General features: G+C 33.0%; 24 protein-coding genes. 8 read left to right on the top strand and 16 right to left on the bottom strand.

The genetic code is table 11. The annotated features are described in order from the left end of the window. Nucleotides 1–133 precede the first annotated feature (133 nt). The 4 genes from hflX to ACN0WY_RS10655 form a co-directional block, all read right to left on the bottom strand. Nucleotides 134–1,333, bottom strand: a complete 1,200-nt coding sequence (hflX, locus tag ACN0WY_RS10670) for a GTPase HflX (RefSeq protein ID WP_330487983.1) — start codon at nucleotides 1,331–1,333, stop codon at nucleotides 134–136. A gap of 160 nt (nucleotides 1,334–1,493) precedes the next feature. Beyond that, entirely contained in the window at nucleotides 1,494–2,057 is a 564-nt protein-coding gene (locus ACN0WY_RS10665) for a uracil-DNA glycosylase family protein (protein WP_417800345.1), read from the bottom strand. A 336-nt stretch (nucleotides 2,058–2,393) separates the two neighbouring features. Beyond that, a complete protein-coding gene (locus ACN0WY_RS10660) occupies nucleotides 2,394–2,756 on the bottom strand; it encodes a Na(+)-translocating NADH-quinone reductase subunit F (protein WP_330487981.1) in 363 nt (120 codons plus the stop codon). Next, on the bottom strand, nucleotides 2,756–4,114 hold the full coding sequence (locus tag ACN0WY_RS10655; protein WP_417800344.1) for a DEAD/DEAH box helicase: 1,359 nt from the start codon (nucleotides 4,112–4,114) through the stop codon (nucleotides 2,756–2,758). The genes ACN0WY_RS10660 and ACN0WY_RS10655 overlap by 1 nt, the downstream gene beginning before the upstream one ends. Nucleotides 4,115–4,183: 69 nt before the next feature. Between ACN0WY_RS10655 and ACN0WY_RS10650 the strand changes: the two genes are divergently transcribed. After that, nucleotides 4,184–4,645, top strand: coding sequence for a Na(+)-translocating NADH-quinone reductase subunit F (locus ACN0WY_RS10650; protein ID WP_330487979.1), 462 nt, complete (start codon nucleotides 4,184–4,186; stop codon nucleotides 4,643–4,645). Nucleotides 4,646–4,959: 314 nt separating this feature from the next. Here the strand turns inward: ACN0WY_RS10650 and nqrF are convergent, their stop codons facing one another. From nqrF to ACN0WY_RS10620, 6 genes are all read right to left on the bottom strand, one after another. Continuing rightward, nucleotides 4,960–6,270, bottom strand: a complete 1,311-nt coding sequence (gene nqrF / locus ACN0WY_RS10645) for an NADH:ubiquinone reductase (Na(+)-transporting) subunit F (RefSeq protein WP_330487978.1) — start codon at nucleotides 6,268–6,270, stop codon at nucleotides 4,960–4,962. Further along, nucleotides 6,270–7,019 (bottom strand): NADH:ubiquinone reductase (Na(+)-transporting) subunit E, encoded by a 750-nt coding sequence (gene nqrE, locus ACN0WY_RS10640; protein ID WP_330487977.1) that lies wholly within the window; start codon nucleotides 7,017–7,019, stop codon nucleotides 6,270–6,272. The genes nqrF and nqrE overlap by 1 nt, the downstream gene beginning before the upstream one ends. Nucleotides 7,020–7,104: 85 nt before the next feature. Next, the gene (locus ACN0WY_RS10635; RefSeq protein ID WP_099215191.1) at nucleotides 7,105–7,749 is read right to left on the bottom strand and encodes an NADH:ubiquinone reductase (Na(+)-transporting) subunit D; all 645 of its coding nucleotides are present in this window, start codon (nucleotides 7,747–7,749) and stop codon (nucleotides 7,105–7,107) included. A 2-nt stretch (nucleotides 7,750–7,751) separates the two neighbouring features. Further along, entirely contained in the window at nucleotides 7,752–8,492 is a 741-nt protein-coding gene (locus ACN0WY_RS10630) for a Na(+)-translocating NADH-quinone reductase subunit C (RefSeq protein WP_330487976.1), read from the bottom strand. 2 nt (nucleotides 8,493–8,494) lie between these two features. Beyond that, nucleotides 8,495–9,700: an NADH:ubiquinone reductase (Na(+)-transporting) subunit B gene (locus tag ACN0WY_RS10625; RefSeq protein ID WP_417800343.1), complete on the bottom strand. Its 1,206-nt coding sequence runs from the start codon at nucleotides 9,698–9,700 to the stop codon at nucleotides 8,495–8,497. Nucleotides 9,701–9,703: 3 nt separating this feature from the next. Continuing rightward, entirely contained in the window at nucleotides 9,704–11,056 is a 1,353-nt protein-coding gene (locus ACN0WY_RS10620; RefSeq protein WP_417800342.1) for a Na(+)-translocating NADH-quinone reductase subunit A, read from the bottom strand. A gap of 162 nt (nucleotides 11,057–11,218) precedes the next feature. Between ACN0WY_RS10620 and ACN0WY_RS10615 the strand changes: the two genes are divergently transcribed. From ACN0WY_RS10615 to ACN0WY_RS10605, 3 genes are read left to right on the top strand one after another with little or no spacing between them, the layout of a single operon-like run. Next, complete coding sequence (locus tag ACN0WY_RS10615; RefSeq protein ID WP_417800341.1) at nucleotides 11,219–12,451, top strand: DUF5103 domain-containing protein; 1,233 nt, start codon at nucleotides 11,219–11,221, stop codon at nucleotides 12,449–12,451. Between the two features lie 51 nt (nucleotides 12,452–12,502). Further along, complete coding sequence (gene apaG / locus ACN0WY_RS10610) at nucleotides 12,503–12,889, top strand: Co2+/Mg2+ efflux protein ApaG (RefSeq protein ID WP_330487972.1); 387 nt, start codon at nucleotides 12,503–12,505, stop codon at nucleotides 12,887–12,889. Then, a complete protein-coding gene (locus ACN0WY_RS10605; protein WP_330487971.1) occupies nucleotides 12,889–14,001 on the top strand; it encodes a DUF3667 domain-containing protein in 1,113 nt (370 codons plus the stop codon). The genes apaG and ACN0WY_RS10605 overlap by 1 nt, the downstream gene beginning before the upstream one ends. On the opposite strand, the gene ACN0WY_RS10600 is transcribed toward ACN0WY_RS10605, so the two are convergent. From ACN0WY_RS10600 to ACN0WY_RS10585, 4 genes are read right to left on the bottom strand one after another with little or no spacing between them, the layout of a single operon-like run. Then, nucleotides 13,998–15,326, bottom strand: coding sequence for a hypothetical protein (locus ACN0WY_RS10600; protein ID WP_417800340.1), 1,329 nt, complete (start codon nucleotides 15,324–15,326; stop codon nucleotides 13,998–14,000). The two genes, ACN0WY_RS10605 and ACN0WY_RS10600, sit on opposite strands and share 4 nt — an antisense overlap. Before the next feature lie 5 nt (nucleotides 15,327–15,331). Beyond that, a complete protein-coding gene (locus tag ACN0WY_RS10595; protein ID WP_330487969.1) occupies nucleotides 15,332–17,113 on the bottom strand; it encodes a hypothetical protein in 1,782 nt (593 codons plus the stop codon). A 7-nt stretch (nucleotides 17,114–17,120) separates the two neighbouring features. Continuing rightward, nucleotides 17,121–17,792, bottom strand: coding sequence for a hypothetical protein (locus ACN0WY_RS10590; RefSeq protein ID WP_330487968.1), 672 nt, complete (start codon nucleotides 17,790–17,792; stop codon nucleotides 17,121–17,123). A 30-nt stretch (nucleotides 17,793–17,822) separates the two neighbouring features. Continuing rightward, the gene (locus ACN0WY_RS10585) at nucleotides 17,823–18,542 is read right to left on the bottom strand and encodes an NRDE family protein (protein WP_417800339.1); all 720 of its coding nucleotides are present in this window, start codon (nucleotides 18,540–18,542) and stop codon (nucleotides 17,823–17,825) included. Nucleotides 18,543–18,683: 141 nt separating this feature from the next. Between ACN0WY_RS10585 and pruA the strand changes: the two genes are divergently transcribed. Beyond that, nucleotides 18,684–20,309: an L-glutamate gamma-semialdehyde dehydrogenase gene (gene pruA, locus ACN0WY_RS10580; RefSeq protein ID WP_330487966.1), complete on the top strand. Its 1,626-nt coding sequence runs from the start codon at nucleotides 18,684–18,686 to the stop codon at nucleotides 20,307–20,309. Nucleotides 20,310–20,422: 113 nt separating this feature from the next. Here the strand turns inward: pruA and ACN0WY_RS10575 are convergent, their stop codons facing one another. Further along, entirely contained in the window at nucleotides 20,423–20,809 is a 387-nt protein-coding gene (locus ACN0WY_RS10575) for a hypothetical protein (RefSeq protein ID WP_330487965.1), read from the bottom strand. 323 nt (nucleotides 20,810–21,132) lie between these two features. Here ACN0WY_RS10575 and ACN0WY_RS10570 point away from each other — a divergent pair, with 323 nt between their 5' ends. Beyond that, entirely contained in the window at nucleotides 21,133–22,044 is a 912-nt protein-coding gene (locus ACN0WY_RS10570) for a glutaminase (protein WP_417800338.1), read from the top strand. 139 nt (nucleotides 22,045–22,183) lie between these two features. Beyond that, nucleotides 22,184–23,482: a Fic family protein gene (locus ACN0WY_RS10565; protein ID WP_417800337.1), complete on the top strand. Its 1,299-nt coding sequence runs from the start codon at nucleotides 22,184–22,186 to the stop codon at nucleotides 23,480–23,482. Nucleotides 23,483–23,616: 134 nt separating this feature from the next. On the opposite strand, the gene ACN0WY_RS10560 is transcribed toward ACN0WY_RS10565, so the two are convergent. Further along, nucleotides 23,617–24,252, bottom strand: coding sequence for a YceI family protein (locus ACN0WY_RS10560; protein WP_417800336.1), 636 nt, complete (start codon nucleotides 24,250–24,252; stop codon nucleotides 23,617–23,619). A gap of 184 nt (nucleotides 24,253–24,436) precedes the next feature. On the opposite strand from ACN0WY_RS10560, the gene ACN0WY_RS10555 reads away from it, so the two are divergent. Beyond that, the gene (locus tag ACN0WY_RS10555; RefSeq protein WP_417800335.1) at nucleotides 24,437–25,669 is read left to right on the top strand and encodes a DEAD/DEAH box helicase; all 1,233 of its coding nucleotides are present in this window, start codon (nucleotides 24,437–24,439) and stop codon (nucleotides 25,667–25,669) included. Nucleotides 25,670–25,811 lie beyond the last annotated feature (142 nt).

Genomic DNA, 25,811 nt, shown 5'->3' with positions numbered 1-25,811 from the left:
ATATTAATTTACAATGCTTTATAAAACATAGCAAAAACTATGTTAGCGATTATAAATATAACAAAAAAGAACTTAGCGTTGCAATTCTTTAAGTTCTTTTTTAGTTACGATTGTGTTTTGTTAGTGTAAAAAACTAATACTCTTGATACAAGAAATCGTTGTACGGAAAACGTTGAATGTGTATTTTTTTTACTTCTTCATACACCTTGTCTTTAAAATTTTCTAGGTTGTCTTTATTCAATGCAGAAATAAAAATGCTCTCTGTTTCTAGATCATTCATCCAGGTTCTTTTCCAATCCTCTAATGTATAATGCTCTTTCGTTTTTTCTGTTACTAAATCGTCTTCATTAATAGTTTCATGCGTATACGCATCTATTTTGTTAAACACCATAACCGTGGGTTTATCTTTACTATCTATTTCATCTAAAATTTTATTTACAGAAGCTATATGATCTTCAAAATTTGGATGTGAAATATCTACGACATGTAATAACAAATCTGCTTCACGAACTTCATCTAAAGTAGATTTAAAAGACTCTACTAATTGAGTTGGTAATTTTCTAATAAACCCAACAGTATCTGTCATTAAAAAAGGAATATTTTTTATAACTACTTTTCTAACTGTAGTATCTAGTGTTGCAAATAATTTATTTTCAGCAAATACCTCACTTTTACTAACTACATTCATTAGCGTAGATTTCCCAACATTGGTGTATCCAACTAAGGCAACACGTACCATTTTTCCACGATTTTTTCGCTGTATGGACATTTGCTTGTCAATAGTTAGCAGTTTCTTTTTTAGCAGTGAAATTTTATCTCGAATAATACGACGGTCGGTTTCTATTTCTGTTTCACCAGGACCACGCATCCCAATTCCTCCTTTTTGCTTATCGAGGTGGGTCCACATTCTGGTTAATCGAGGTAATAAATATTGGTATTGTGCTAGTTCAACTTGTGCTTTTGCTGAGCTTGTTTGCGCTCTACTTGCAAAAATATCAAGTATTAAATTGGTTCTATCTAAAATTTTACACTCTAAAAAACGTTCAACATTTCTAAGTTGCGCTGGCGATAGCTCGTCATCAAAAATGGCTGTTCCTATATCATTGGAATCTATATAGGCTTTTACATCTTCCAATTTACCTGTTCCAATAAACGTTTTTGGATGTGGTTTATCCAACTTTTGAACAAATCGTTTAACAGCAACTCCTCCTGCTGTAAGCGTTAAAAACTCTAATTCATCAAGGTATTCTTCTGATTTCTTTTCGTCTTGATTTTGGGTTATAATACCTATTAAAACCGCTTTTTCTGATATGGCTTCTCTTGTTTCAATCATACATTACAAAAGTACAAATTTATCGATGTAAACTAGTTAACTTATTTAGTTGAGAATCTATTATTTTAAGGGATTAAATATCGTTTAATATTCATTGTTATCGATGCTATTTTACCTACCGAAAAACAGCACCCAAACAGGTAACAAGTTACCTTAAGACTTATAATAGTTTTTTTACAGTCGTTTTTAATTGTGGCAACACCTCTTTTTCAAACCACGGATTTTTCGTTAACCAAAATCGATTTCTTGGTGATGGGTGTGGTAATACAAAATACTTAGGCAAATACACTTCAAAAGCATTTACAGTTTCGGTAAGTGTTCGTTTTGCTTTCTTTTTTAAATAATAGTTTTGAGCGTACATTCCTATTAAAATAATCAGTTTAACTTCTGAAATTTCTTTTAACAAAGGTTGATGCCATTGCGGAGCACACTCTTTTCTTGGTGGCAAATCTCCTGTTTTTCCTTTTCCTGGATAACAAAACCCCATAGGAATTATTCCAAAATTGTTTGTGTTGTAAAATTGCTCATCGGTAACACCCAACCATTTCCTAAGTTGTTTTCCACTAGCATCATTCCATGGAATTCCAGACTGGTGGACTTTGGTTCCGGGGGCTTGACCTACAATAATAATTTTTGACTTGCTATTAGCTAAAACTACGGGGTTAGGCTCTATATGTTTCTCACATATTTTACATTCTTTTATTTTCCTTAGAAGACTCTCCACCCAGTAAAGTTAATATTTATATATAAAAAAACACTCGATTACATTGTAAAACGAGTGTTTGTTAGTCTTAATTATATAGCTCTTAATTGTTAATTGCATAGCTAGCGCCATTGCCTAAGTCAGATAAGATTGCCATAATTGTTTTCATTAGTTTTTTCACTTTTTTGGTTAGTAGTTGTCTTTTCATTTTTTTAGATATTTTATTAATTTCCCTGTGGTAAAATTAACATGCAACTACTTGATATTTAATAGGGTTTTTGCCCTTTTCAATCTATTAAAACCCTCTTTTTCAATGAGTGAAAAAGGGTAATTATCTAAAAATTAGTGTTTTGATTTTTATGAGATTCTTACAAAATCATCAAAAGCAACATAATAGGGTTCGTTTTTAAAAACAGGTAAATCTACACTTTCTGCATTTGCTATTCCTATACCTGCATACCAAACTTTGGCATTTTGTTTTTCTGCGTGTCTTTTAAAAGTTTCCATCCACAATACATCATACTCTTGGGGCGATTGGAGATTGTTCGTGGTTTTTACCAATACAAAAATTGTTGGTTCTCCTTTTTTATACAATACGAACTGAGGGTGTCTTTTTAATTCACTATTTACAGCAATAAATTCATAGCCCATTTCTTGTAGTTTTTTTCCTACAATATTCATTCCTAAATTATGAAGTTCTTGTTCTGTAAGTGCTTGCATTACTTTCGTTTCTTATTGCGTTTGTTATAGTTTTTATCTCCTCTTGTTTTTGGTTTTTTATATTTCTTAGCAATTTCTCTTCGATAAGAACCTCCTTGATTTGTTTTCTTATTTTTCTCTTTTTTCTCGTGAAAGGCAGGTCCAGGAATGTATTCTTGAGAAGTTCTGTTCTTATTTATTTCTCGTTCTTCTTTTGGGCGCTCTTCTTCTGTTAGCTCTTTTGAGATTTCAACTTGTGCTGGAATTTCTAACTCTGGAATCTTATAATCCATCAACTCCTCAATTCTTTCTTTAGCTTCCTGTTCCTTTTCTGTAGCAAATAAAATTGCTTTTCCTTCATGCTCTGCACGACCTGTACGACCTATTCTGTGCATGTAATTTTCAGGGAAATGTGGTGTATTAAAATTAATTACATGTGTAATCTCTTCTAAGTCCAATCCACGTGCAATTACATCCGTAGCAATTAAAATTCGTTTTTCTCCTTTATTGAATTGTTCTATGGAGCGCAAACGATAGTTCTGGGTTTTATTTGAATGAATTACACAGGCTTGCGACGGGTATTCTTCTGCAACACAATCGAACAATCGGTCTGCATTTCGTTTATTAGGGGCAAATACCAACACTTTACTAAATTCTGATTTATCAAATAACAAATGGTTTAGTAAATTGACTTTGGTATAAAAATTTGGAACCTTATAGCTTGTTTGCTGAATGTTGTCTAACGGCGTTCCACTAACTGCAATTGCTATTTTATGTGGAGCAATGAAAAAATCGTCAATTAAAGCTTCTACGTCTTCTGTCATCGTTGCAGAAAACATAATATTTTGACGTCGCTGAGGTAGCAAATCAAAAATGTTTAACAACTGAAAACGGAAGCCTAGGTCAAGCATTACATCTACTTCATCAATGACTAGTTTCTGAATAGATTTTAACTTCAGTACATTACTTAAAGCTAAATCGTACAAACGTCCGGGAGTAGCAACTATAATATCAGCCCCTTGCATTACTGCTTCTTTATGACGGTTTAAATTAACCCCACCATATACTCCTACAGTTCGTATTGTAATGTATTTGGTTAGTTTTTCTATTTCTTCTACCACCTGGACTACTAATTCTCTTGTAGGCACTAATATCATTACTCTTGGGTGCTGTTGCTTTGAGAATTTTAAATCGCGGAGTATTGGCAATAAATACCCAAAGGTTTTCCCTGTACCGGTTTGTGCAATTCCCACTACATCTTTTCCTGAGCGAATTACAGGAAAGGCTTGTTCTTGAATGGGTGTTGGGTTTACAAAACCTAATTCTTCAATAGAATTTCTTAGTGGGTTTGATAAGTCTAAATCTTGAAAAGTAGTCATTAACAATAATTTGCTGCAAAGGTACAACCAATATTTTGTATATTTAAGGGGAGTAAATCCTTTTTAATTATGGAAATACCGAAACGATTAGAACAAGCACTTATAAAGCTTTACAATGCTTTTCACAACGATGAATTGAATCCTGAATGTTGTTCAGCATGTGCCGTTGGAAACATCTTAGACAATCAGGATAGCTGGAAATATCTAACAAACGGTCACGGTTCATTGCAACTTAGCTATATAGGTAGGGTTCATCAAAATTTAGGCAGAAAATTTAACGGTTATAGTCCGCTTGAGTTATTACAAATAGAAAACGTATTTTTAAAAGCGTGTGGCTTTACAGTTCCTTTATGTCATTACAATCCAAAACCTCACCACCCTAATGATAAAGAAAATTTGTTTAATGGTTTGTATGCAGTAGTTGCGCATTTATGTAAACTAGAAAGTATAGCCAACGTTATGGATTATGCTAAAGTTTTTGAATACGAAAAAGACACCCCTGTTTATAAGTTTGATGTAATTTATGAATAAAGCTATTTAGCCAAAAACACTGTTTTACATTCATAACACTTAAACTTTCTCTTATTAAAGAATACTATCTTTTGAAATAAGCTTCTTCTTTTTCTTTTAACAAAGTTAGATTTACAATTTGGACAATTCATAGGTTAGTTTGGTTTTATACTATGTTGTAAATAGTAGCATTACAAAGTAAGCCTATTAAGTTTAACTAAAAGTTAAAAGTTTATAAACAGCTAAAAATTAATTATGGATGGTGATATTTTAAGTATAAAAAAAACCGATACAAGTTTGTATCGGTTTTTATATATGTAAAAAATACAATATGTCTATCCTCCAAAGTCATCAAAACGAATGTTTTCATCTGGAATACCAAAGTCTTCACCCATTTTTTGTACTGCCTTGTTCATTAGTGGTGGTCCACAGAAGTATAACTCAATATCTTCAGGTGCATCGTGCTTACTTAAGTAATTATCGATAACACAATTGTGAACAAACCCTACGAAACCATCTCCTTCAGCATCAATACTATCTTTCACTTTCCAGTTATCTTCTGGTAAAGGCTCAGATAAAGCAATATGGAACTTAAAGTTAGGAAACTCTTTTTCTAATGCCCAGAAATGCTCTAAGTAGAACAACTCACGTTTAGAACGACCTCCGTACCAGTAAGAAACTTTTCTTCCTGTTTTTAAGGTTTTAAATAAATGGTATAAATGAGAACGCATTGGTGCCATTCCTGCTCCACCTCCTACATATAACATTTCTGCATCAGACTCATTGATAAAGAATTCACCATAAGGTCCAGAAATCGTTACTTTATCTCCTACTTTTCTTGAGAATACGTATGAAGATGCAATACCTGGATTTACATCCATCCACCCACCTTTAGCTCTATCAAATGGTGGAGTAGCAATACGAACGTTTAGCATAACTTCACGTCCTTCTGCAGGGTAAGAAGCCATAGAGTATGCTCTTTCTACAGTTTCTTCATTCTTCATTACTAATGGCCATAACTTAAACTTATCCCATTCCATTTGGAACTTGTCTGGAGTTTCGTGCTCCTCTGGGTGTGCGGTAATGTCCATATCAGAAAACTTAACTTCACATGGTGGTATTTCAATTTGAATATATCCTCCTGCTTTATAGTTCATATCTTCTGGAATCTCAACTACAAATTCTTTAATAAAAGATGCTACGTTGTAGTTACGTACAACTACTGCTTCCCATTTCTTTATTCCGAAGATTTCTTCTGGAATAGAAATGTCCATGTCTTGTTTTACTTTTACCTGACATGCTAAACGAATACCATGTTGTAGTTCTTTACGTGTAAAGTGAGGTGTTTCTGTTGGCAAAGCTTCCCCCCCACCAGAGTTAACGTGACACTCACATTGTACACAAGAACCACCACCACCACAAGCTGATGGTAAGAAGATTTTTTCATTACCTAAGGTAGATAACAACGTTCCTCCTGATGGTACTTCTATTGTTTTTTCACCATTGATTGTAATTTTTACAGGTCCAGATGGTGCTAATTTTTGTTTTACAAATAATAATAAGGCTACTAAAACTAAGATTACCGCTAAAAACGCTAATACTGTAATAGCAACTGTTCCTCCTGTGCTTACTTCTAAAAATACCATTATTCTGTAATTTCTTTAGTGTTATTAGCTAATTCTTCTGCCTTCTCTTCAGTCTTTTCTACTACCTTTTCTTCAACTTCTTTCTTTTCAACCTTAACTTCAGCAGTTTCTTCCTTTTTACCTGCATCATCACCTCCAGTTAACATTCCACCGAAACTCATAAATCCGATAGCCATTAATCCGGTAATAATGAATGTAATTCCTAATCCTCTTAATGCTGGTGGCACAGAAGAGTATCTGATTTTTTCACGAATAGCAGCAATTGCTAAAATTGCTAAAAACCATCCGATTCCTGAACCAATACCGTAGGTAAATGACAAGCCTAATGTTGGGATTTCACGAGATTGCATGAATAACGACCCTCCTAAAATTGCACAGTTTACGGCAATTAATGGTAAGAAAATACCTAAAGAGTTATAGAGGGCTGGCGCAAATTTTTCAACAATAATTTCTACCAATTGTACCATGGTTGCAATGGTTGCAATAAACATGATAAACGATAAGAAACTTAAGTCATAATCTACATACTCTTCTCCTAACCATTTTAAAGCTCCAGGTTGTAATAAGTATTGATCTAACAACCAGTTTACTGGTACTGTTACCGCTAATACAAAGATTACGGCAGCTCCTAAACCTACGGCTGTTGATACTTTTTTAGATACTGCTAAGTATGAACACATTCCTAAGAAGGTAGCAAATACCATGTTATCTATAAATATCGATTTGAAAAATAATTCTATATGTTCCATATTTTTATAGTATTTAGTATTGAGTAGTTAGTATTGAGTTTATTGATAGCATCTCAATTCTCATATCTAACGTCTCATTACTATTTTAATCTTCTACTAATGCTTTATTTCTTGTACGTTGTACCCAAATAATAATACCTACAACAATTAATGCCATTGGTGATAATAACATAAATCCGTTGTTTTCGTATCCTAAAGCATACAATCCTGTTTTCTCGATAGGATCCCCTAATACTTTAAATCCTAATAAAGTACCTGAACCAAATAACTCTCTAAAGAAACCTACAATAATTAAGATTACTGCATATCCTAAAGCATTTCCTATTCCGTCTAAAAACGACCTCCATGGTCCGTTACCTAACGCAAATGCTTCAAAACGTCCCATGATAATACAGTTGGTAATAATTAACCCAATAAATACCGATAGGGTTTTACTTAAATCGTACGCAAATGCTTTTAATACTTGGTCTACAATAATTACCAATGTAGCTACGACGATTAACTGTACAATAATTCTAATTTTTGATGGAATAATATTTCTCATTAACGAGATTACTACGTTCCCTACTCCTAATACAAATAATACTGATATAGACATTACAATAGAAGCTTTTAACTCTGCTGTAATTGCTAATGCAGAACAAATACCTAATACCTGAATTGTAATTGGGTTATTATCTGCTAATGGATCAGTAATTAATGCTGCGTCTTTTTTTGATAAAAGTCCCATAATTATTTTAATGTTTTAAAGTAAGGCACGTATAATGCTAATTCTGATTTAAGCATTGCAGCTACCCCGTCGCCAGTAATAGTTGCTCCTGCAATTGCATCTACCTCGTTATCATTTTTATCTTCATTTTTTGGATCATTGTTAGATTTAGAAACTGCAATTCCTTTAAAAGAACCGTTGTTCATTAAATCTTCTCCAATAAAATCGTCCATAAAGTAACGTTGCTTAATGTTAGCTCCTAAACCTGGTGTTTCTCCTTTGTGATCGAAGAAAACTCCTTGAACTACCATATTTTTATCCATTGCAACATACCCCCAAATAGCATCCCAAAGACCTTTACCTCTAATAGGGGCGATATAGAACGTTTTGCCATCCTTTTCACCTACAAATAAGGGTAACTTTCTTGTTTTACCTTCTTTAGCTGCTGTTTGTTGTTTTTTTACATCAATTAAATATGCTTTAGCATCTTCAGAAACGTTATCTCCTTCAATTACTAATTGTTTTTTAATGTATTTAGCAAACTCTTCTGCTACTTTATCTTTTGAAACAAACGCTACACTTGTTTCATCATTTTCGTTAACACCCATGGCATACAAAATGTTTTGCTGCTTCTCGATACGTTTATTAGCATCGATTGTTGGGCGAAGTGATGACGCTGTAAAAGCTAACAACGCACCTACTACTAACACCATTCCTATGGCGAAAAGTACCGTATATAAATTACTATCTGTCTTCTTACTCATAATTAGGCAGTTTTAGCTTTTAAACGTTTTAATCTTCTCTTAACATTACCTTGAACTACGTAATGGTCAATTGTTGGAGCAAACACGTTCATTAATAAAATTGCTAACATTACTCCTTCTGGATATGCTGGGTTGAATACACGAATCATAATTGAAATAAACCCAATTAAGAATCCATAAATCCATTTTCCTTTGTTTGTTTGCGATGCTGTTACTGGGTCAGTTGCCATATATACCGCACCAAATGCAAAACCTCCAATTAGTAAATGCTTCCAGAAATCTAAGCTCATTAATCCGTAAAACTTGCTTGTTTCACCAATCCATCCCATATCAACTACTTGGTTGAAGATGAATCCCATTGCTAAAGCTCCGATAACTGCAGATAACATAATTCTCCAGCTTCCAATCTTTGTAAAGATTAAAAACAACGCTCCTAATAAAATTAACAATGTTGACGTTTCTCCTACCGAACCAGGAATAAACCCGAAGAACATATCAGAAACTGAATAGTTTAATGGTTGTGACTGTGCTAAACTTCCTAAGATTGTTTCTCCTGAAATAGCATCAGCTGTTCCTGCAGCTTCTACAGCTCCTTGAACCCATACTTTATCTCCAGACATCCATGTTGGATATGCGAAGAATAAGAATGCACGAATGGTTAAAGCTGGGTTTAAGATATTCATTCCAGTTCCTCCAAACACTTCTTTACCAATTACAACACCAAATGCTACCGCTACTGCTAACATCCATAATGGTAAATCTACAGGTACGATTAACGGAACTAACATTCCTGTTACTAAGTACCCTTCTTCTATCTCATGTCCTTTGATGATGCAAAAAATAAATTCTATTGCCAAACCAACAACATACGATACAATTACTAATGGTAATATTTTAACTAAACCGATTAGTAAGTTATCCATATTCCAAAATTCTCCAGAAAAGAAACCAGTTGCGTTTGAAACGGCTTCTATTTGAAGATTATGCTGATATCCTGCATTAAACATACCGAATATTAAACATGGAACTAATGCCATGATTACGGTATTCATCGTACGTTTAAGGTCATCTGCCGACTTAATGTGAGTTCCTCCATGAGTCGTCTCATTCGGCATATATAAGAATGTATGAAAACCATTAAATAGCGGAGCTATTTTAGTTCCTTCATACTTCTTTTTTAAATTATGTAAGTTTTGTTTTAAGCCCATATCTTATCCTAATTCTTCTCTCATTAAATCTAATCCTTCACGAATTATTTTTTGGTGAGGTTGTTTCGACACACAAATAAATTCTGTTAACGCAAAATCTTCTGGTGCAATTTCGTAAGCTCCTAATCCTTCCATTTCGTCAAGATCTTTATACATACAAGCTTTTAATAATTGCATCGGATAGATATCTAACGGGAAAATTTCTTCATAAGAACCTGTTACTACAAATGCTCTATGTTCTCCGTTAGTATTCGTATCTAAATCATATTTTTTCTTTGGATTTAACCAAGAAAAAGTTAATGCTCTAGAAGTAGATATTTTATTAAAAACTGGCTTATTCCACCCAAATAACTCATAGTCATCTCCTTCTGGGATAGCGGTAATTAAGTTATCGTAGTAGCCTAGGAAACCATCTTCTTTAACTTCCAAACCACTTAAAACATTACCACTAATTATACGAGCATTATTGGCATCTAAATTTCCTTTAACAACATCAGCTATTTGCGCTCCTGCCTTCGCAGTTACGTACTGTGGTTTGTTAAATTTAGAACCTGCTAACGCAACCGTACGAGTTATATTAAACTTTCCTGTTAATAATAATTCTCCTATTACTACTAAATCTTGAGGAGTAACTACCCACACTACTTCTCCTTTGTTAATAGGGTCAATTTGTGCTATTTGAGTACTTACATTACCTACTGGGTGCGGTCCTGAAACTTTATGTAGCTCAACTCCTTTCACCTCTTTAAACGGTGATAGTGTTGAGTTTTTAGCAATAGAAACATGTACTTTACCAGCTGTTAATTTTGTTAACGCTGTTAACGCTGCTTGTAATGCTGCTTCCTTACCTTTTAACGCATAATCATAATCAGCTGCCAAAGGTGCACTTGCGTAGGCTGATACAAAAATTGCTTTTGGTGCTTGATTAGGGTTTGCAACCACGTCGTATGGACGTTGTTTTACAAACGGCCAACAACCTGAAGCAAACAAGTGGTTTTTCACCTCTTCTCCAGACATTGCGTCTACATCTTTTTTACCAAAATCTTTGTATTCCTGCTGTGCATCAGCAGTGATTTTAATTGCTAAAACTTTTCTTCGTGCTCCACGAACGATTTCTGTAACTTTACCACTAACAGGGCTAGGAAATAAAATACGCTCATCACTTTTTGAATAAAAAAGTGCTTCACCTGCTTTTACTTCTGTACCTTCTTTTGCTAAAATTTTAGGAATAACGCCGTGAAAATCATCTGGCTTTACTGCAAACACACTACCTAATTGAAGTTCGGTAGTTACCTGTTCTGCCTCGCCAACTAGCTTGATATCCAAGCCTTTCTTAATACGGATGTCTTTTGACATAGGAACTGATTAATTTGATTTTCTTAAAAAACACGCAAATTTAAAAATTTTGAATCCCTTTGCAGAACAAAACCATTTTTATCTTTACGAAACCTTATTATTTATACTTATTCTAAATAAAAACCTTGTCTTTGGCTTATATTTTGATACTTTTGTTACATCATGATGAAAAAAGAACTATCCTTAATTGCCTTTTTACTAGTTGTTTCGAGCTTTGCTCAAAACATAAAAACTGTACAGTTACGACCTAAAAACAACCCTAATTTTTATGCTCCTATTGTTCGTTTAGGAGCTGTTTTAAAGTTGTCTTTTGACGATTTGGATGCTGATAGCAAACAGTACCAATATAAAATTGAACACATGACCCATGATTGGAAACCTAGCTCCATGACAAGCAATCAGTATATAGAAGGTTTCGAACAAAACGAAATTATCAATTTCACCAATTCTTTTAACACACTTCAACCTTATACACATTATACTGTAGAAATTCCCAATCAAAATACAATCATCACCAAAAGCGGTAATTATTTAATTTCTGTTATCGACGAAAACTACGAAGTTGTTTTTACCAGACGCTGTGTGTTTTACGAAGATATTACTACTGTTGGCGTTGCCGCTTTTAGAAGTAGAAACGCAGCAACAACCAACCAACAACAAACCGTTCAATTTTCAGTTAATCATCCGGGTTTACAAATCAATACGCCGTCACAAGAAATTAATGTTGTATTATTTCAAAATCACAATTGGAATACCGCGATTACCAATCTCCAACCCATATTTATCAAACCTCAGCAATTATTATACAATCACACTATAAAAACTAATTTTTGGGGAGGAAACGAGTTTTTAAACTTTGACACAAAATTCATACGAAACTCTAGTTTGAATGTTGCTAGAGTAGAACGTAAAAACCTATATCACAGCTATCTTTACACAGACGAGCCACGTACTGATAAAATATACACTTACAACCCCGATATCAATGGACAGTTTGTGGTTAGAACCACAGAACGAGATGTTGTTGATGATAGAGATAATACCGAAGCTGATTATTCTGTAGTTCATTTTTCTTTAGAAGCTTTTGAACCTTACGAAAACAAAGATGTTTATGTTTATGGCGCATTTAACAATTACGAATTATCTGAAGAAAACAAAATGATTTACGATTCCTCTCAGAGAATTTACAAAGCTACACTTCCTTTTAAGCAAGGCTTTTACAACTACAGCTATGTTACGTTGAGCAACAACAAAAATATTGATTTACATGAAGTTGACGGTTCTTTTTATCAAACCGAAAATGAGTATACTGTGATTATTTACTACAAACCTTTTGGTGAAATTTACGACAGTGTAATTGGTGTTGGATACGGATTTTTCAACCAAAATAGGTAAGGTATGCATAGAAACATTGACTAAAGACTGAAAAAGAACTATCTTTATCATATGTTTCAACAAATAACTAAAGGCATCAAGATCTCTGTAAAAACATCTTTTAGGGGCTCTGTTTACAGAGGGCATCGACAGTACTATGCGTTTAGTTATTACATCTCTATAGAAAACAAGTCAAAAGATACGGTAAAACTACTAGAACGCTTTTGGGTTATTTTTGACGCTCTTAACAACACTGAATATGTGGAAGGCGAAGGGGTTGTTGGAGAAACTCCAACCTTAAAACCAAACGAGATTTACAATTACAGGTCTAATTCTTTTTTACTTTCTACTACCGGTGCTATGGGAGGCAATTACAAAATGATAAACGTAGAAACTCTTGAAGAATTTTTAGTAATCATTCCAACTTTTCAACTAACCACTACTACTATTTTAAACTAATGATTAAAAAAAATAAAGTTCCAGTTATAAGAGATGCTAACTGCTTAAACTGTGGACACCCTTTTACTAATAATGAAAAATTTTGTCCAGAATGCGGACAAAAAAACAGAGGTAAAAAAATTACATTAAGTATTTTTCTCCGTGAACTTTTTGCGGGTTTTTTCTCTTTAGACACCAAGTTTTGGCGAACACTTATTCCATTATTAATAAGCCCTGGTAAAGTTTCAAAAGATTATATTGAAGGAAAAAGAACCACGTACACCAATCCGTTTCGGTTTTATCTTGCTACTTCAATAATCTTTTTTTTAATTATAAGCTTAACGGATAGCTATAAAAAATTTGAAGAATTAAGAATTGGTAAATCCTCAGGCAACAATTCTCAGGTTAAATTAAACAACAACACTAGTGAGACGATAGAAGTAGATTTAGATTCCATACAAGAGGTGGTTTTCAAACAACTTGAGCAACAAGATTCTACGGAAGCAAAGAAAACACAACCTAAATCTGACTCCACATCAGTTTCATATAATTCTGAACTAAAACTAGCCAAAGCTGACCCTAATGACTCTTTCAGAATCATTAAATTCATGAAATTTCAAAAAACCAACCCTAAAGTACCAATAGAGGTTGCTTTGGACAGCTTGAAAGTAGAAAAAAACTTTAGCAATCGTTTTTGGTATTCACGTGCAAAAGTTTTTAACTCCGTATTTTTAGATAAAGATGAAGCTAAGAAGTTTTTCCGTCAAATACTATCGTATGCTTCTATCGCATTATTTATACTCCTGCCTATATTCACTTTATTTTTAAAGTTTATTTACCTTAGAAGAAGGTATACATATGTAGAACATCTTGTTTTTGTATTTCATGTACAAACCGTACTCTTTCTGCTGTTTTCTATTTTTTATATAATAGATTTTTTCAAGCATTCAGACAGTTTTTTACTTGTTTTCTTACTACTCTTCATGATTTATTTATTTATAGCCATGAAAAGATTTTACAATCAAGGGTATTTTAAAACATTTATGAAATACATACTAGCCAATACTATGTTTTTTGTATTAGCTATGTTTGGCTCTATCGCTATATCGTTTGCTGCTTTTGCCTTTTATTAATCTAGCATTTGCAAGAAGACGTTTTTAGAAGTGTTTTGTAACTCTACAGTTGCATCTAATTGATTGTTATTAGTTACTGACAACTGTATTGTTTTCACCTTATCTAGGTATTTATTTTTAAAAGAGTAAATACCTCTGTCTTTTTCTTGATAATTGACGACATTAAACAAGAAGTAAAACTTCTTGTTGCCGTCGATATCTTTAGTTAGCTTTTGATTTTTTTTAGCTGTAAACTTTAAGCCATCTCCTTTACAAAAACTGTAAGTAGTGAACAAAGGCATCAATGTTAATAGCTCTTCATTCTTAACGCTCTTAATCACTTCTTTTTCTTTCAAGTAATTACAAAGCTGACTTCCTTGCAACTCTAAAGTTACCTCAGGGATGATTGTATTCTGAATTTCCTTTTTTTCTATCTTATTAAAATCATCATCATATCCATAAGTTACGATGGTATCTGATTTTTCTACAAAAGAAGTAAGGTTCCCCTCTACGACTCCATTCCACTTATTAGTAACGGAGTCCAATGACAATGTTGTGAGTTTTTTAAACTTCTCCTTTAGGTTTTCACTTAATCCATCAGCTATTAGTTCAGTATTTAACTTTCCTGACACACTCAATATTGAACCAGCTACTGATGTTGCTTTAAATGGTTTAAACAAGTTGTTTTCTTCTCTCAACTCACCTTGGATTCTTAAACTACCTTTATCTACAACAAACTCGAAAAAGTCTCCTTTCAAAGTACTTATAACCACTGGCTGTTTACTGTTTTTTATTTGTTTGAAAATTAAATCGTTTTCAGAAAAGTAGTTTTCTTGATTTAATTTAGATAATAACTCGGGTGATATTTGTGCCTTCTTATGTTTTTTGAATAACACTTGTAACAAGTTATCTTTTACTACGCAACTTATCATTCCTTTACTATACACTGTAGTTTTACTAACATTATGCGCAATAAACTTCTCTTCTTTTAAAGCGTTTATAAAATTTTTCTTTACGATTATTGGGCTGCTGACAAAAAAGTCTTTAAACACTCGTGTGTTGGTATATAAAAACAAATTAGTAGGCACTTCTACCTCATCTAACAACGTTATTTTCTTTTTCTCTTTTGTGTTTGAAGATTTTTTAAAGTCTAACTGAGAAAACGGGTGCTTTAAAAAACTAAGGAGTATGTTGTACTCTATTTCTCGAAGATTGACATAGACTACCGTTTCAGCTGAAGCTGGAACTTTTTTTGCATAAATTACGGTTGGATTGTATCTAAAAAATCCAACCGTAACTATAATACAGCATACTATTATAAGTATATATGCTATTCTTTTTATCATTTAGTTTACTTGGCTACTGCATTGATAAACTCTAACAATAATTTTAAGGTGTTCTCTTCTGTTCCTTGTGTGGAGATTTTTAATTCAGAAGAAATGGTGCTTCCTTTTACTCTCGATACTCTAAACACTCCGTCATTTAAGTGATTTGTTGAAAAACGCATGGCTTCTTTTTCAGTTTTACTCATCCACTTATTAGGAATCTTATTTAAAACCGCATTAACATTAACAAAAAACACTGTTGAATTATCTCTAACTAATTTACTATGCTTTTTAGTATTGAAGTTGTTATTCCCTCTAGCAATACGTAACGCATTAGCTTCAGACGTTGTTAAGTACAATACATCGTTTTTAACTACTGAATATAGGTTAAATGGGATATCAGACTTTTTAGTTTTAAACTTTACCACGTTATTTTCAATTTCTACGGCTTTGTGCTTTTCTCCTAACTTGAAAAATTTATTTAATAAATCTTCTTCTTTTGAACCAATCATTAGCGTAAAATCGGGAACAAATTCTTCTTTCGTTTTTGTTACTTCTTTACGTTTGTAGTCTTTGTCGTACTCATATGTAGTGTATTCAACTTCTTCTTTAGAAAAATCGTTTAACACCAAAAGAGCATCTCCGGTAACCAATCTTCCAACAGCCTCTTCGTCTATAATTAAAGAAAATAAATCTCCTACAATGTCCATTTCCTCTTTAAATTTAGGTAAAATACCTCCGTACATCTTATGCACTAATTCTGGATATTGTTTTAATGTTTCTTCTGTGTTTATAGAAATACTCCAAAAAGCTAATGCTTTATCATGATCAAAGCTGTTTACTAGATCGCGACTCATTCTTTTATTATAAATCTTTTTAAAAGATTTCTTCATATCAGGACTAACCGACATATCTAATAAAATTCTCGCATCGCTTTTTTCAAAAAATAAATTAGCTGTTACTTCTTCTACTCCGTAAATGTTTTGATCTCCACCTTCAGCATACATGGGATAAAGATATCCACCAAAAGACTTAAACAAATCTGTCATTAACATTCCATAGTTACGAACCCATAATGTTGCTGAAGCGTTTTTCTTTTTACTTTTTTGAAATTTTTTATTGGAAGCAATAGAGTTGACAACATTCTTATTAAATAAATCTAACACATACTTTTTTGTCCAACCTTTGCCTATCCTTTTTTTGAAATTGTAATTAAACTCTCCTTTTTCTTTAAGTTTATCTAAACGTTCTTTATGAGTTGAAAAATATCCTCTAGATGCATCTCCATTTACCAACAAAAGATAGTCATCATTCCAAATTCTAATATCGCTACGTCCTTCAATAATACTGTAACCTTCCATTCTTCTTATCTTCTTTTTATTTCGTTTACTTAGCATCGACTCAAACAACGCTCTATCTTTCAACTCCACATAAAAGTTATGATATGAAATACTATCGGTTTTACTAAAGAAATAATAAGCATTTGATTTAATATCTATACCTGCATTCGCAACAGAAGACACTTTTTTTCTTTCTTCTATTTCTTTTGAGTCTTCTTTCTTTTCATCTGACTCTGACTCAACTACAGATTCTACTCTGTAAGTTTTATTACTTCTATTTAAGTCTTTTAAAATCTCTTTTCCAATAGCACTTTTATCTATATCTGATACTTTTATCAACTTAAATAAATTTTCCGCATTTGCAGAAACTAATACATCTACATTGTTAGGTATTTTAGACTCTAATCGTTGAGCCTGTGTAGCTGTATATGCATTTAATAACAGTAGTGTAGCAATAATTTTTTTCATCCTAAATTTAATTCTCTAATTGTATTTTATTTTTAATTGTTTGCTTGTTTGCTATGATGTCTTGTGCTTGTAAATGCAACATAATAGCTTTTTTACTTTGTGATATTCTCGCTTGATTATTCTCACTTGATTTTATCGGTGCTTCAAACCTATAAACACTTGTATAAGTTGCTGTTTCAAACACTTTACGATCTTGATTTTTTGTTTTCTTAAATTCTTTTCCCAAATCAAAATGATGGCTACGTGTGAATGTCTTACTCTTTTCGTTAAAGGTAAAATGCTTGTTCTTTTTAATAGCTTCTATGTGTTTTTTTGAACTAAAATTAGCTATGACCTCGTTTAACGCTTCCACATTATCAAAATTACAAGAAACCGTCACGATAAACTCATTAAAATCTAAGGTGTTTTTTACATTGTGAACTCCTTTTGTCGCTTTAATTTTAGCAACTATTTCTTCTACTTTCTTTCTAATAGTTGTTTTTGAAGGTACTTTGTAGCCATTTATACTATCGAGTAACATTATAGAGGCTAACTTTGTTTTACTTTTACTAAGGTTAATTGTAAGCTCAGCACTTCCAGAGCCATCTTTATTAAAAGTTACCTCTTCTACAAACTCGAAACAACTCGTGAATAAAAAAATAGTAATTGTAGAGAATATTAATAGCAGTCTTTTATTCATATTTTTTTTTGCAAAGATATTAAATAGGTTTTACTGCAAGCGAATGATTTGTTCCTCTATTTTGTTAATATTTGAATATAAATCACAGTAGCTCATACTAAGTTCTTTTTCGTTTTTTATAACAGACGTTACACTAACTGTTTCTACATTATGACGTTTCATCTTTAGAGATGTTTCTTTAGTTCCTCTTGTTTCATCAAGATGAAAGTTAACAATACCCGATTGATGAAATTCTTTATTGTTTGACAACCAGTCAGCAAACCACTCTTTTCTTAGCTGTTTCATTTCATCAGTATACAGTGTAGATGATGACCAAATTTTAGGAGTACCATCTAGCTTTTGAAAATGTTTTTCAGCTCCATCCCAAACCAATTCATACGCTTGCAGTTCATTATTCCAATCAACCAACACAATTGTAAAAGGCTCAATTCCTTCAAAATCAAAATGATTAATTATTTCAACAGGGTCTTCAACTTTTAATAGTTGTTTTACAATCACTCCTCTACTCATTCGGTATGATTCTGCTCTTTGATGCTTTGTAAAGCCTCCATTTAACAAGCAAATTAATCTGTTTTTTTCACTTAACCCAATCCATGTACCTCCGGCCAATTCATCTTTCGGATAGGTTAACTTTACTCCATCTTCTACATATGTTTTTGGTGCAATCGTTTTTCGTTTTGGGTCTTCATCTCTATTTGAAGTTAATATAAAATTTTTATTCCCTAAGGGTAAATAAGTTACCGTACACATGTTGTTTTCCTTTTATATAATTCCAGCCTTATGTCCATTTAAATATTCCTAAAATAACCGTAACTTTGTCATTTAAGAAAGTTCATTATCGGGCTTTTTCAATAACAAAGAAAGAAATTTAATTCAACAAACAACATACAAATGGGAAAAGGATTTTTTCACGTACCAACTGCCATTAACGAACCGGTAAAAGGATACGCTCCTGGATCTTCAGAGCGTGAAGCCGTTTCAAAACAATACAAAGAATATTTTAACGGATCTGTAGATGTACCAATGTACATCGGTAACGAAGAAGTTAGAACTGGAAATACTCGTAATATGACTCCTCCGCACGATCACCAACACGTGGTAGGACACTACCATATTGGAGATAGATCTCATGCTGAAAAAGCGATTGCTAATGCTTTAGAAGCGCGTACTGAGTGGGCACAAATGCCATGGGAACAAAGAGCTGCTATCTTTTTACGTGCTGCTGAGTTAATTGCGGGTCCTTACCGTGCAAAGATTAACGCTGCAACTATGATTGCGCAATCTAAAACCGTTCACCAAGCTGAGATTGATGCTGCTTGTGAGTTAATTGACTTTTTACGTTTTAACGTAGAATACATGTCTGAAATTTACAACGAGCAACCAAACTCTGACGACGGAATTTGGAACCGTGTTGAGTACCGTCCGTTAGAAGGATTTGTATACGCAATTACTCCTTTTAACTTTACTGCAATTGCTGCAAACTTACCTGCATCGGCTGCAATGATGGGGAACGTTGTAGTATGGAAACCATCTGACAGCCAAATTTTCTCTGCAAAAGTAATTGTAGATGTATTTAAAGAAGCTGGTGTACCAGACGGTGTTATCAACGTAATTTATGGTGATCCTGTTGAAATTACTGATGTAGTTTTATCTTCTCCTGATTTTGCTGGAATCCACTTTACAGGTTCTACTTATGTATTTAAGGAGTTATGGAAAAAGATTGGTGAAAACATTCACACATACAAAACATACCCAAGAATTGTAGGAGAAACTGGTGGTAAAGATTTTATCATTGCACACCCTTCTGCTAATCCAAAACAAGTAGCAACAGGTATTTCTCGTGGTGCTTTTGAATTCCAAGGTCAAAAATGTTCTGCGGCTTCAAGAGTATATTTACCAAAATCGTTAGCTGAAGAAACCTTAAACTATGTAAAAGAAGATATCGCTTCTTTTAAAATGGGGTCTCCAGAAGATATGAGTAACTTTATTACTGCGGTAATTCACGAAGGTTCATTTGATAAATTAGCTAAATATATTGACCAAGCGAAAGCAGATGCGGATGCTGAAATTATTGCTGGTGGTAACTACGACAAATCGAAAGGATACTTTATTGAGCCAACTGTTATCTTAACTACCAACCCTAAATATACGACTATGGAAACTGAATTATTCGGTCCTGTAGTTACTATTTATGTGTATGAAGATGCTGATTGGGCTGATACGTTACAATTAGTTGACGGAACTTCTGAATACGCTTTAACTGGTGCTGTATTCTCTACAGATCGTTATGCGGTTGCTGAAGCTACGAAAGCGTTAGAAAACTGTGCTGGTAACTTCTATGTAAACGATAAGCCAACAGGTGCTGTTGTAGGGCAACAACCATTTGGTGGAGCTAGAGCTTCAGGAACAAACGATAAAGCAGGATCTGCTCAAAACTTATTACGTTGGGTATCTCCTCGTTTAATCAAAGAAACTTTTGTTTCTCCTGTAGATTATCGTTACCCATTCTTAGGATAAGAAAAGAAATTCCAAACAAGGAATCTTACTATAAATTAAAAGCAACCCCTTTGGTTACTGAGCGTAGCCGAAGTAAGGTTGCTTTTTTTATTATCCTTCAAGAAGAAAAGTTTTTACTCGGCTTTTTTAGCCCACAACTCTCCTTCTCCTTGGTATCCATCTTGAAGCCACATTTTATCAAAAGCATGACTAAGCGTTTTACCTGTTTCTTTTCCTAAACAATCAAAAGATACATTTCCTTTTCCATGATCTTTCATTATCCATTCTTCTCCTTCTCCTTGAATTCCATCTTGCAACCATAATTTACCAAAGGCATGACTAAGATACTTTCCTTTTTCAGCTCCTTTACACGCTAAGGCTACACGATTATCTTTTAATTTTTTAAGTTCAAAAACTTCTCCTTTTCCTTGCACTCCGTTTTGAAGCCACACCTCATCATTGGCATGACTAAGGTATTTACCTACTTCTGCTCCAAGAGCTTCTAATGCTATACTTGACATAATATAAAAATTTGGTTAGTTAATTTCCTACTCTATTTATAATAGGCTTTTCGGATTCCACCTTTAAAATTCATAGTGCCACTAAACCTTTTTCATTTTATATCTCTATAATCACTATATAGATTTCTTGCTTTAATAGCACTTCATTTCGACAATGCTAAGTTCAAAAATAAATAAACTCGACCTACAAAAAACACCATAAAACACTGATAATCAATCATGAATACATTTTAAAACAGTATAAATGAAGTAGTTACTTTCTTTTTTGTTTTCAAACAGAATTCAACTAATTTCGTTTAACACATATTTAGTGTTTAAAAACAATGAATTACAAAGAAATACTTGAAACGGTATATCAGAAAATAGCTCCTATTGAAAATGTTGGGGAGTTAGCTACCTATATTCCTGAATTAGCTACCATAGATGCTGATAAATTTGGCGTACATATTTCAACAGTTGCTAATACTAATTTTGGATTAGGAAACTTTCAGGAAAAGTTCTCCATACAAAGTATTGCCAAAGTATTATCTCTTTGTTTGGCGTATAAGCATCTTGGTGAATCTATTTGGGACAGATTAGGTGTAGAACCTTCAGGCAATAGTTTTAACTCATTGATACAACTGGAAACGGATAATGGTATCCCTAGAAATCCATTTATCAACGCAGGTGCTATTGTAATTGCTGATATTTTAATTAGCAGCTTAGTGAGTCCGAAGGAAGATTTATTGAATTTCATCAAGAGCCTTTCTACAAATAAAGACATTGACTACTCTGCAAAAATTGCGGCTTCTGAAAAATCGGTAGGCTACAGAAATGTTGCCTTGTGTAATTTTATCAAGTCCTACGGAAACATTTATAATGATCCTGAAGTGGTGCTTGATTTCTATTTCGACTTATGTTCGTTGGAATTGACTTGCGAACAACTTTCGGAATTATTTTTCTTCTTAGCCAATAACGGACAAACCAGACAGAGCGAACAAATATTGACTAAAAGTCAATCGAAAAGAATCAATGCATTGATGCAAACCTGTGGTTTTTACGACGAATCGGGTGAGTTTGCTTTTAAAGTTGGGCTAGCTGGCAAAAGTGGTGTTGGTGGAGGAATTATTGCCATACACCCTAACCAATATGCGATTGCTGTATGGAGTCCTAAATTGAACAAAAAAGGAAATTCCTACAGAGGCATGCGCTTTTTAGAAGAGTTTACCACCCTTTCTGAACAGTCTATTTTTTAGGTTTTATTTTAATTAATTTGGTAATGTTTACCGTAAAATATTAAAACGGATTATTATTTCAAAAAATTAATAATAATAAAAAATTGCGTAATTAGTTCATATATGTTAAATTTGAATTCATTTTTAACATATATAAACAATGAAGTTTGAAAACCCTCCAAAAATGCAAATGTCAAGTGAGTTAATAGATGATTATTTCGACAAAAAATATTCAGACTTCTTAAAAACGTCAGACGACAGGTACTTTTATTGGGACGAACTCAAACATAGAAAAAATCTACCATACAACGATCCAATAAAAGCTTGGAGTCTTGTAAAACTTCATAGAAGAAGTAATTATAAAAGATTGAAATTTGGAAGAGAAGAATTTAATTATTGTTTAACTGAAAATATTCAAGAAAGTCTTCATGAATTCGATTTAAAACTAATTGTCGGCTTATATAAAAACCCAATTACACCATTTCACAAAGCAGAATATTTAAAAAACTCAATTCTTGAAGAAGCTATAGCAAGTTCGCAAGTAGAAGGGGCAGCTACAACGACAAAAGTTGCTTTTGAAATGCTTAAATCTGGAAGAAACCCCAGAAATGAATCGGAACAAATGATTTTCAATAACCTCAGAAGCATTAAACTCATAACCGAAGAGATAGACAAATCTCTTGATTTCACTCTTATAATAGAACTACATAAAACAATGACTGCCAGCACAAGTGCTGAATATTGTGCAGGCAACTTTAGAAATAACCAAATTTATGTTCAAGATCATGTCGATGGCGAAATAGCACATACACCACCTGAATCAAAGTATGTAAAAAAGTATATGGATGATTTATGTGATTTTGCTAATTCTGACAAGCCATTCATTCACCCAATAATTAAAGCCTCTATAATTCATTTTATGATTGGATATATACATCCATTTATGGATGGAAACGGAAGAACTGCAAGAGCTTTATTCTATTGGTTTTTAGTAAAGAAAGATTATTCATTAATTAAAAATATTTCTATTTCTAGAGCAATTCTAAACTCAAGAATCCAATATGATAAAGCATTCTTAAAAACTGAAAATGACGCCAATGATATCACTTATTTTATTAATTACTCGATTAAAAGCTTAAGAGTTGCTTTTGAAAGCTTGATAAAATACAGAGATAAGAAAAAGAAAGATATAGAACAAGCCAATCTAATTTCTTATAAAATGATGGACAAAGGCCTTAATAAAAGACAAGCAGATTTAATCGGTCATTTGTACACAAAAGAAAATAGTAAGGTTAATATTTCATCCTATTCGAAAAAACACGAAGTAGTAAGACAAACAGCAAGAAAAGATCTAAATGAATTAATAAATGCAGGTATAATACAAGAAGATAAAGATGGAAGAAATGTTGTGTTTAAAATTACATCAAAGGAAAAAGTTAATAATTTTTTAGAACAATAAAGGACTAACTCTAACTCAAGACCCCATATATAAGCAACTATTCAATCTAAATTTAAAATTAGTCACTTTTCATAAATCACCATTAACAAAAAAAGCCCAAAATAGTCGTACTATTTTGGGCTTTTTTACTTCTTTTAACTCAACTCAATTTTCATATTTAAATACAACCATTTAGTTGGTACATCAGAAGATTGTCCGTTTACTAGCTTATCATAATCAATACCCCAATCCAATAAATTTACTTGTCCTTGTAACACTAATTCACTCGACATACTTTCTTTAATATTTCTAATACCAGTAGCAAAAAAATTCACTTCACGTTCAACACCTTTAATAGACATTTTCCCATTAATTTGATACCAGTCTAACCCCATCACATACACATTCGTAGTTTTAAACCTTATTTTTTCGTTGTTATCGCTAATAAATACTCCTTTGGTTTTAACTCTTTTGGTTAAATCAGCCACATCACCTCTACATGCTTTAAATGAATTAGGATCTACTTCAAAAGAAATACGCATATTTTCTAACGGATTTCCAGCATCCATTCGTACAGGAATTTCCACTTTTAAATCGTCTACAATACCTCCAAACGGCGTACTGCAATGTCCGTGGGTTACAAACATATTGATTGTTTGATTTTTTACAGTTTCTGTCACCTTCTTTTTTTCCTTTGGTGTAACTGTTGAAGTACTTTTAGCAAATCCGCTTACCAAAACTATGGTTAGCAATGCCCCAACTAACAAAATTCTATTTTTAATGGTTTTCATACTATTCGTTTTTTAAAGTTTTCATCAAAACTATCGCAAGCTTCCGTTAAAAGTGTAAATCAATTGTCAAAAAAGTGTAAAAAGTACCTTTAACAAGGCTTTTATACTTAGTTTGCCCTCTGAAATACTATAAAATAAATTTTTCATTCTCTGTTTTGACCTACCTTTGCAAAAAAATATTTGAATGCAGTTTACAGACTTACAACTCAATACATCTATCTTAAAAGCGCTTACGGAAGAAAGGCATCACAAACCAACTTTAGTACAACAAAAAGTAATTCCGTTAGTACTCAATAAAAAAGATGTGATTGTAGCTGCTCAAACAGGTACTGGTAAAACTGCTGCTTTTGCCTTACCTATTATTCAAGAGCTTTCTAAGGAAGCTGATGTTGAAAAAAGAGCAAAAAAAATCAAAGCATTGGTTATAAGCCCTACTCGAGAACTAGCTATTCAAATTGAAGAAAATTTTAAAGCATATAGTAAGTACACCAACTTAAGAAGTACTGTTATATATGGGGGTATGTCTACACAACCTCAAAAAGAGGTACTGGCAAAAGGTGTCGATATTTTAATCGCTACCCCGGGTCGTTTTATCGACTTGCATAAACAAGGCAGTATTGATGTTCGTCAACTAAAAACTTTGGTATTAGATGAAGCTGATTTAATGTTAGATATGGGCTTTATCGACGATGTAAGAAAGATTGAAGAATTATGTCCGCGTAAAAAACAAACCTTACTGTTTTCTGCAACAATGCCTGACAAAGTAAGTGACTTGGCTCAATCAATGTTGTACAAGCCTGAAAAGGTAGATATTTCTCCTGCAGAAACCACTTCAACTAACATTGGTCAGTTACTGTATTACACGCCTAAAAAGCATAAGGTTGATTTGTGTTTGCACCTATTACGCAACACCATAAAAGGGCGCATTATTATATTTCGTCGTACCAAATTTGGAGTTGACAAATTGGAAAAAACACTTCAAAAAAACGGATACAAAGCAACTAGCGTCCATGGTGACAAGTCGCAAAACTTACGAAACCAAGCCATTGAAGATTTCAAAAACAATAAAGCCAATATTTTAATTGCTACCGATGTTGCTGCTCGTGGAATTGACGTTAGCAAAGTAGATGCGGTTATTAATGTTGACTTACCTAACATTCCTGAAACCTACGTACACCGAATTGGTAGAACTGGCAGAGCTGGTAAATCCGGAATCGCCTTTTCGTTATGTAGTGCCGATGAAACTTCGTACATCAAAGCTATTCAAGAGTTTATGGATAGAACTATAAAAATTGTAGAAGACCATCCATTCCCTTTAGCTAAACCAAAGAAGAAAAAACAACCCAACACTGTTAGTAAACACAAAAAAGGTAGAAAATCAGAAGCTTCTAAAAAGAAGAAAAAACGCTGGTATTAAACTTTTTATAAAAAATAACACTAAAAATAGTTGGTGTTTTATTTATTAATCGTAATATTGCAATATAAAAATAAAATACCTCAGGAAAAGCCAAGAGGTATTTAAAGAAAGCTAAACTTAACATTTTGGAGCGAGCCTTCGG

It is taken from the genome of Tenacibaculum sp. (assembly GCF_048269885.1).
In the GTDB taxonomy this organism is placed as follows: domain Bacteria; phylum Bacteroidota; class Bacteroidia; order Flavobacteriales; family Flavobacteriaceae; genus Polaribacter.
This window is presented reverse-complemented; position numbering and strand designations above follow the sequence as displayed.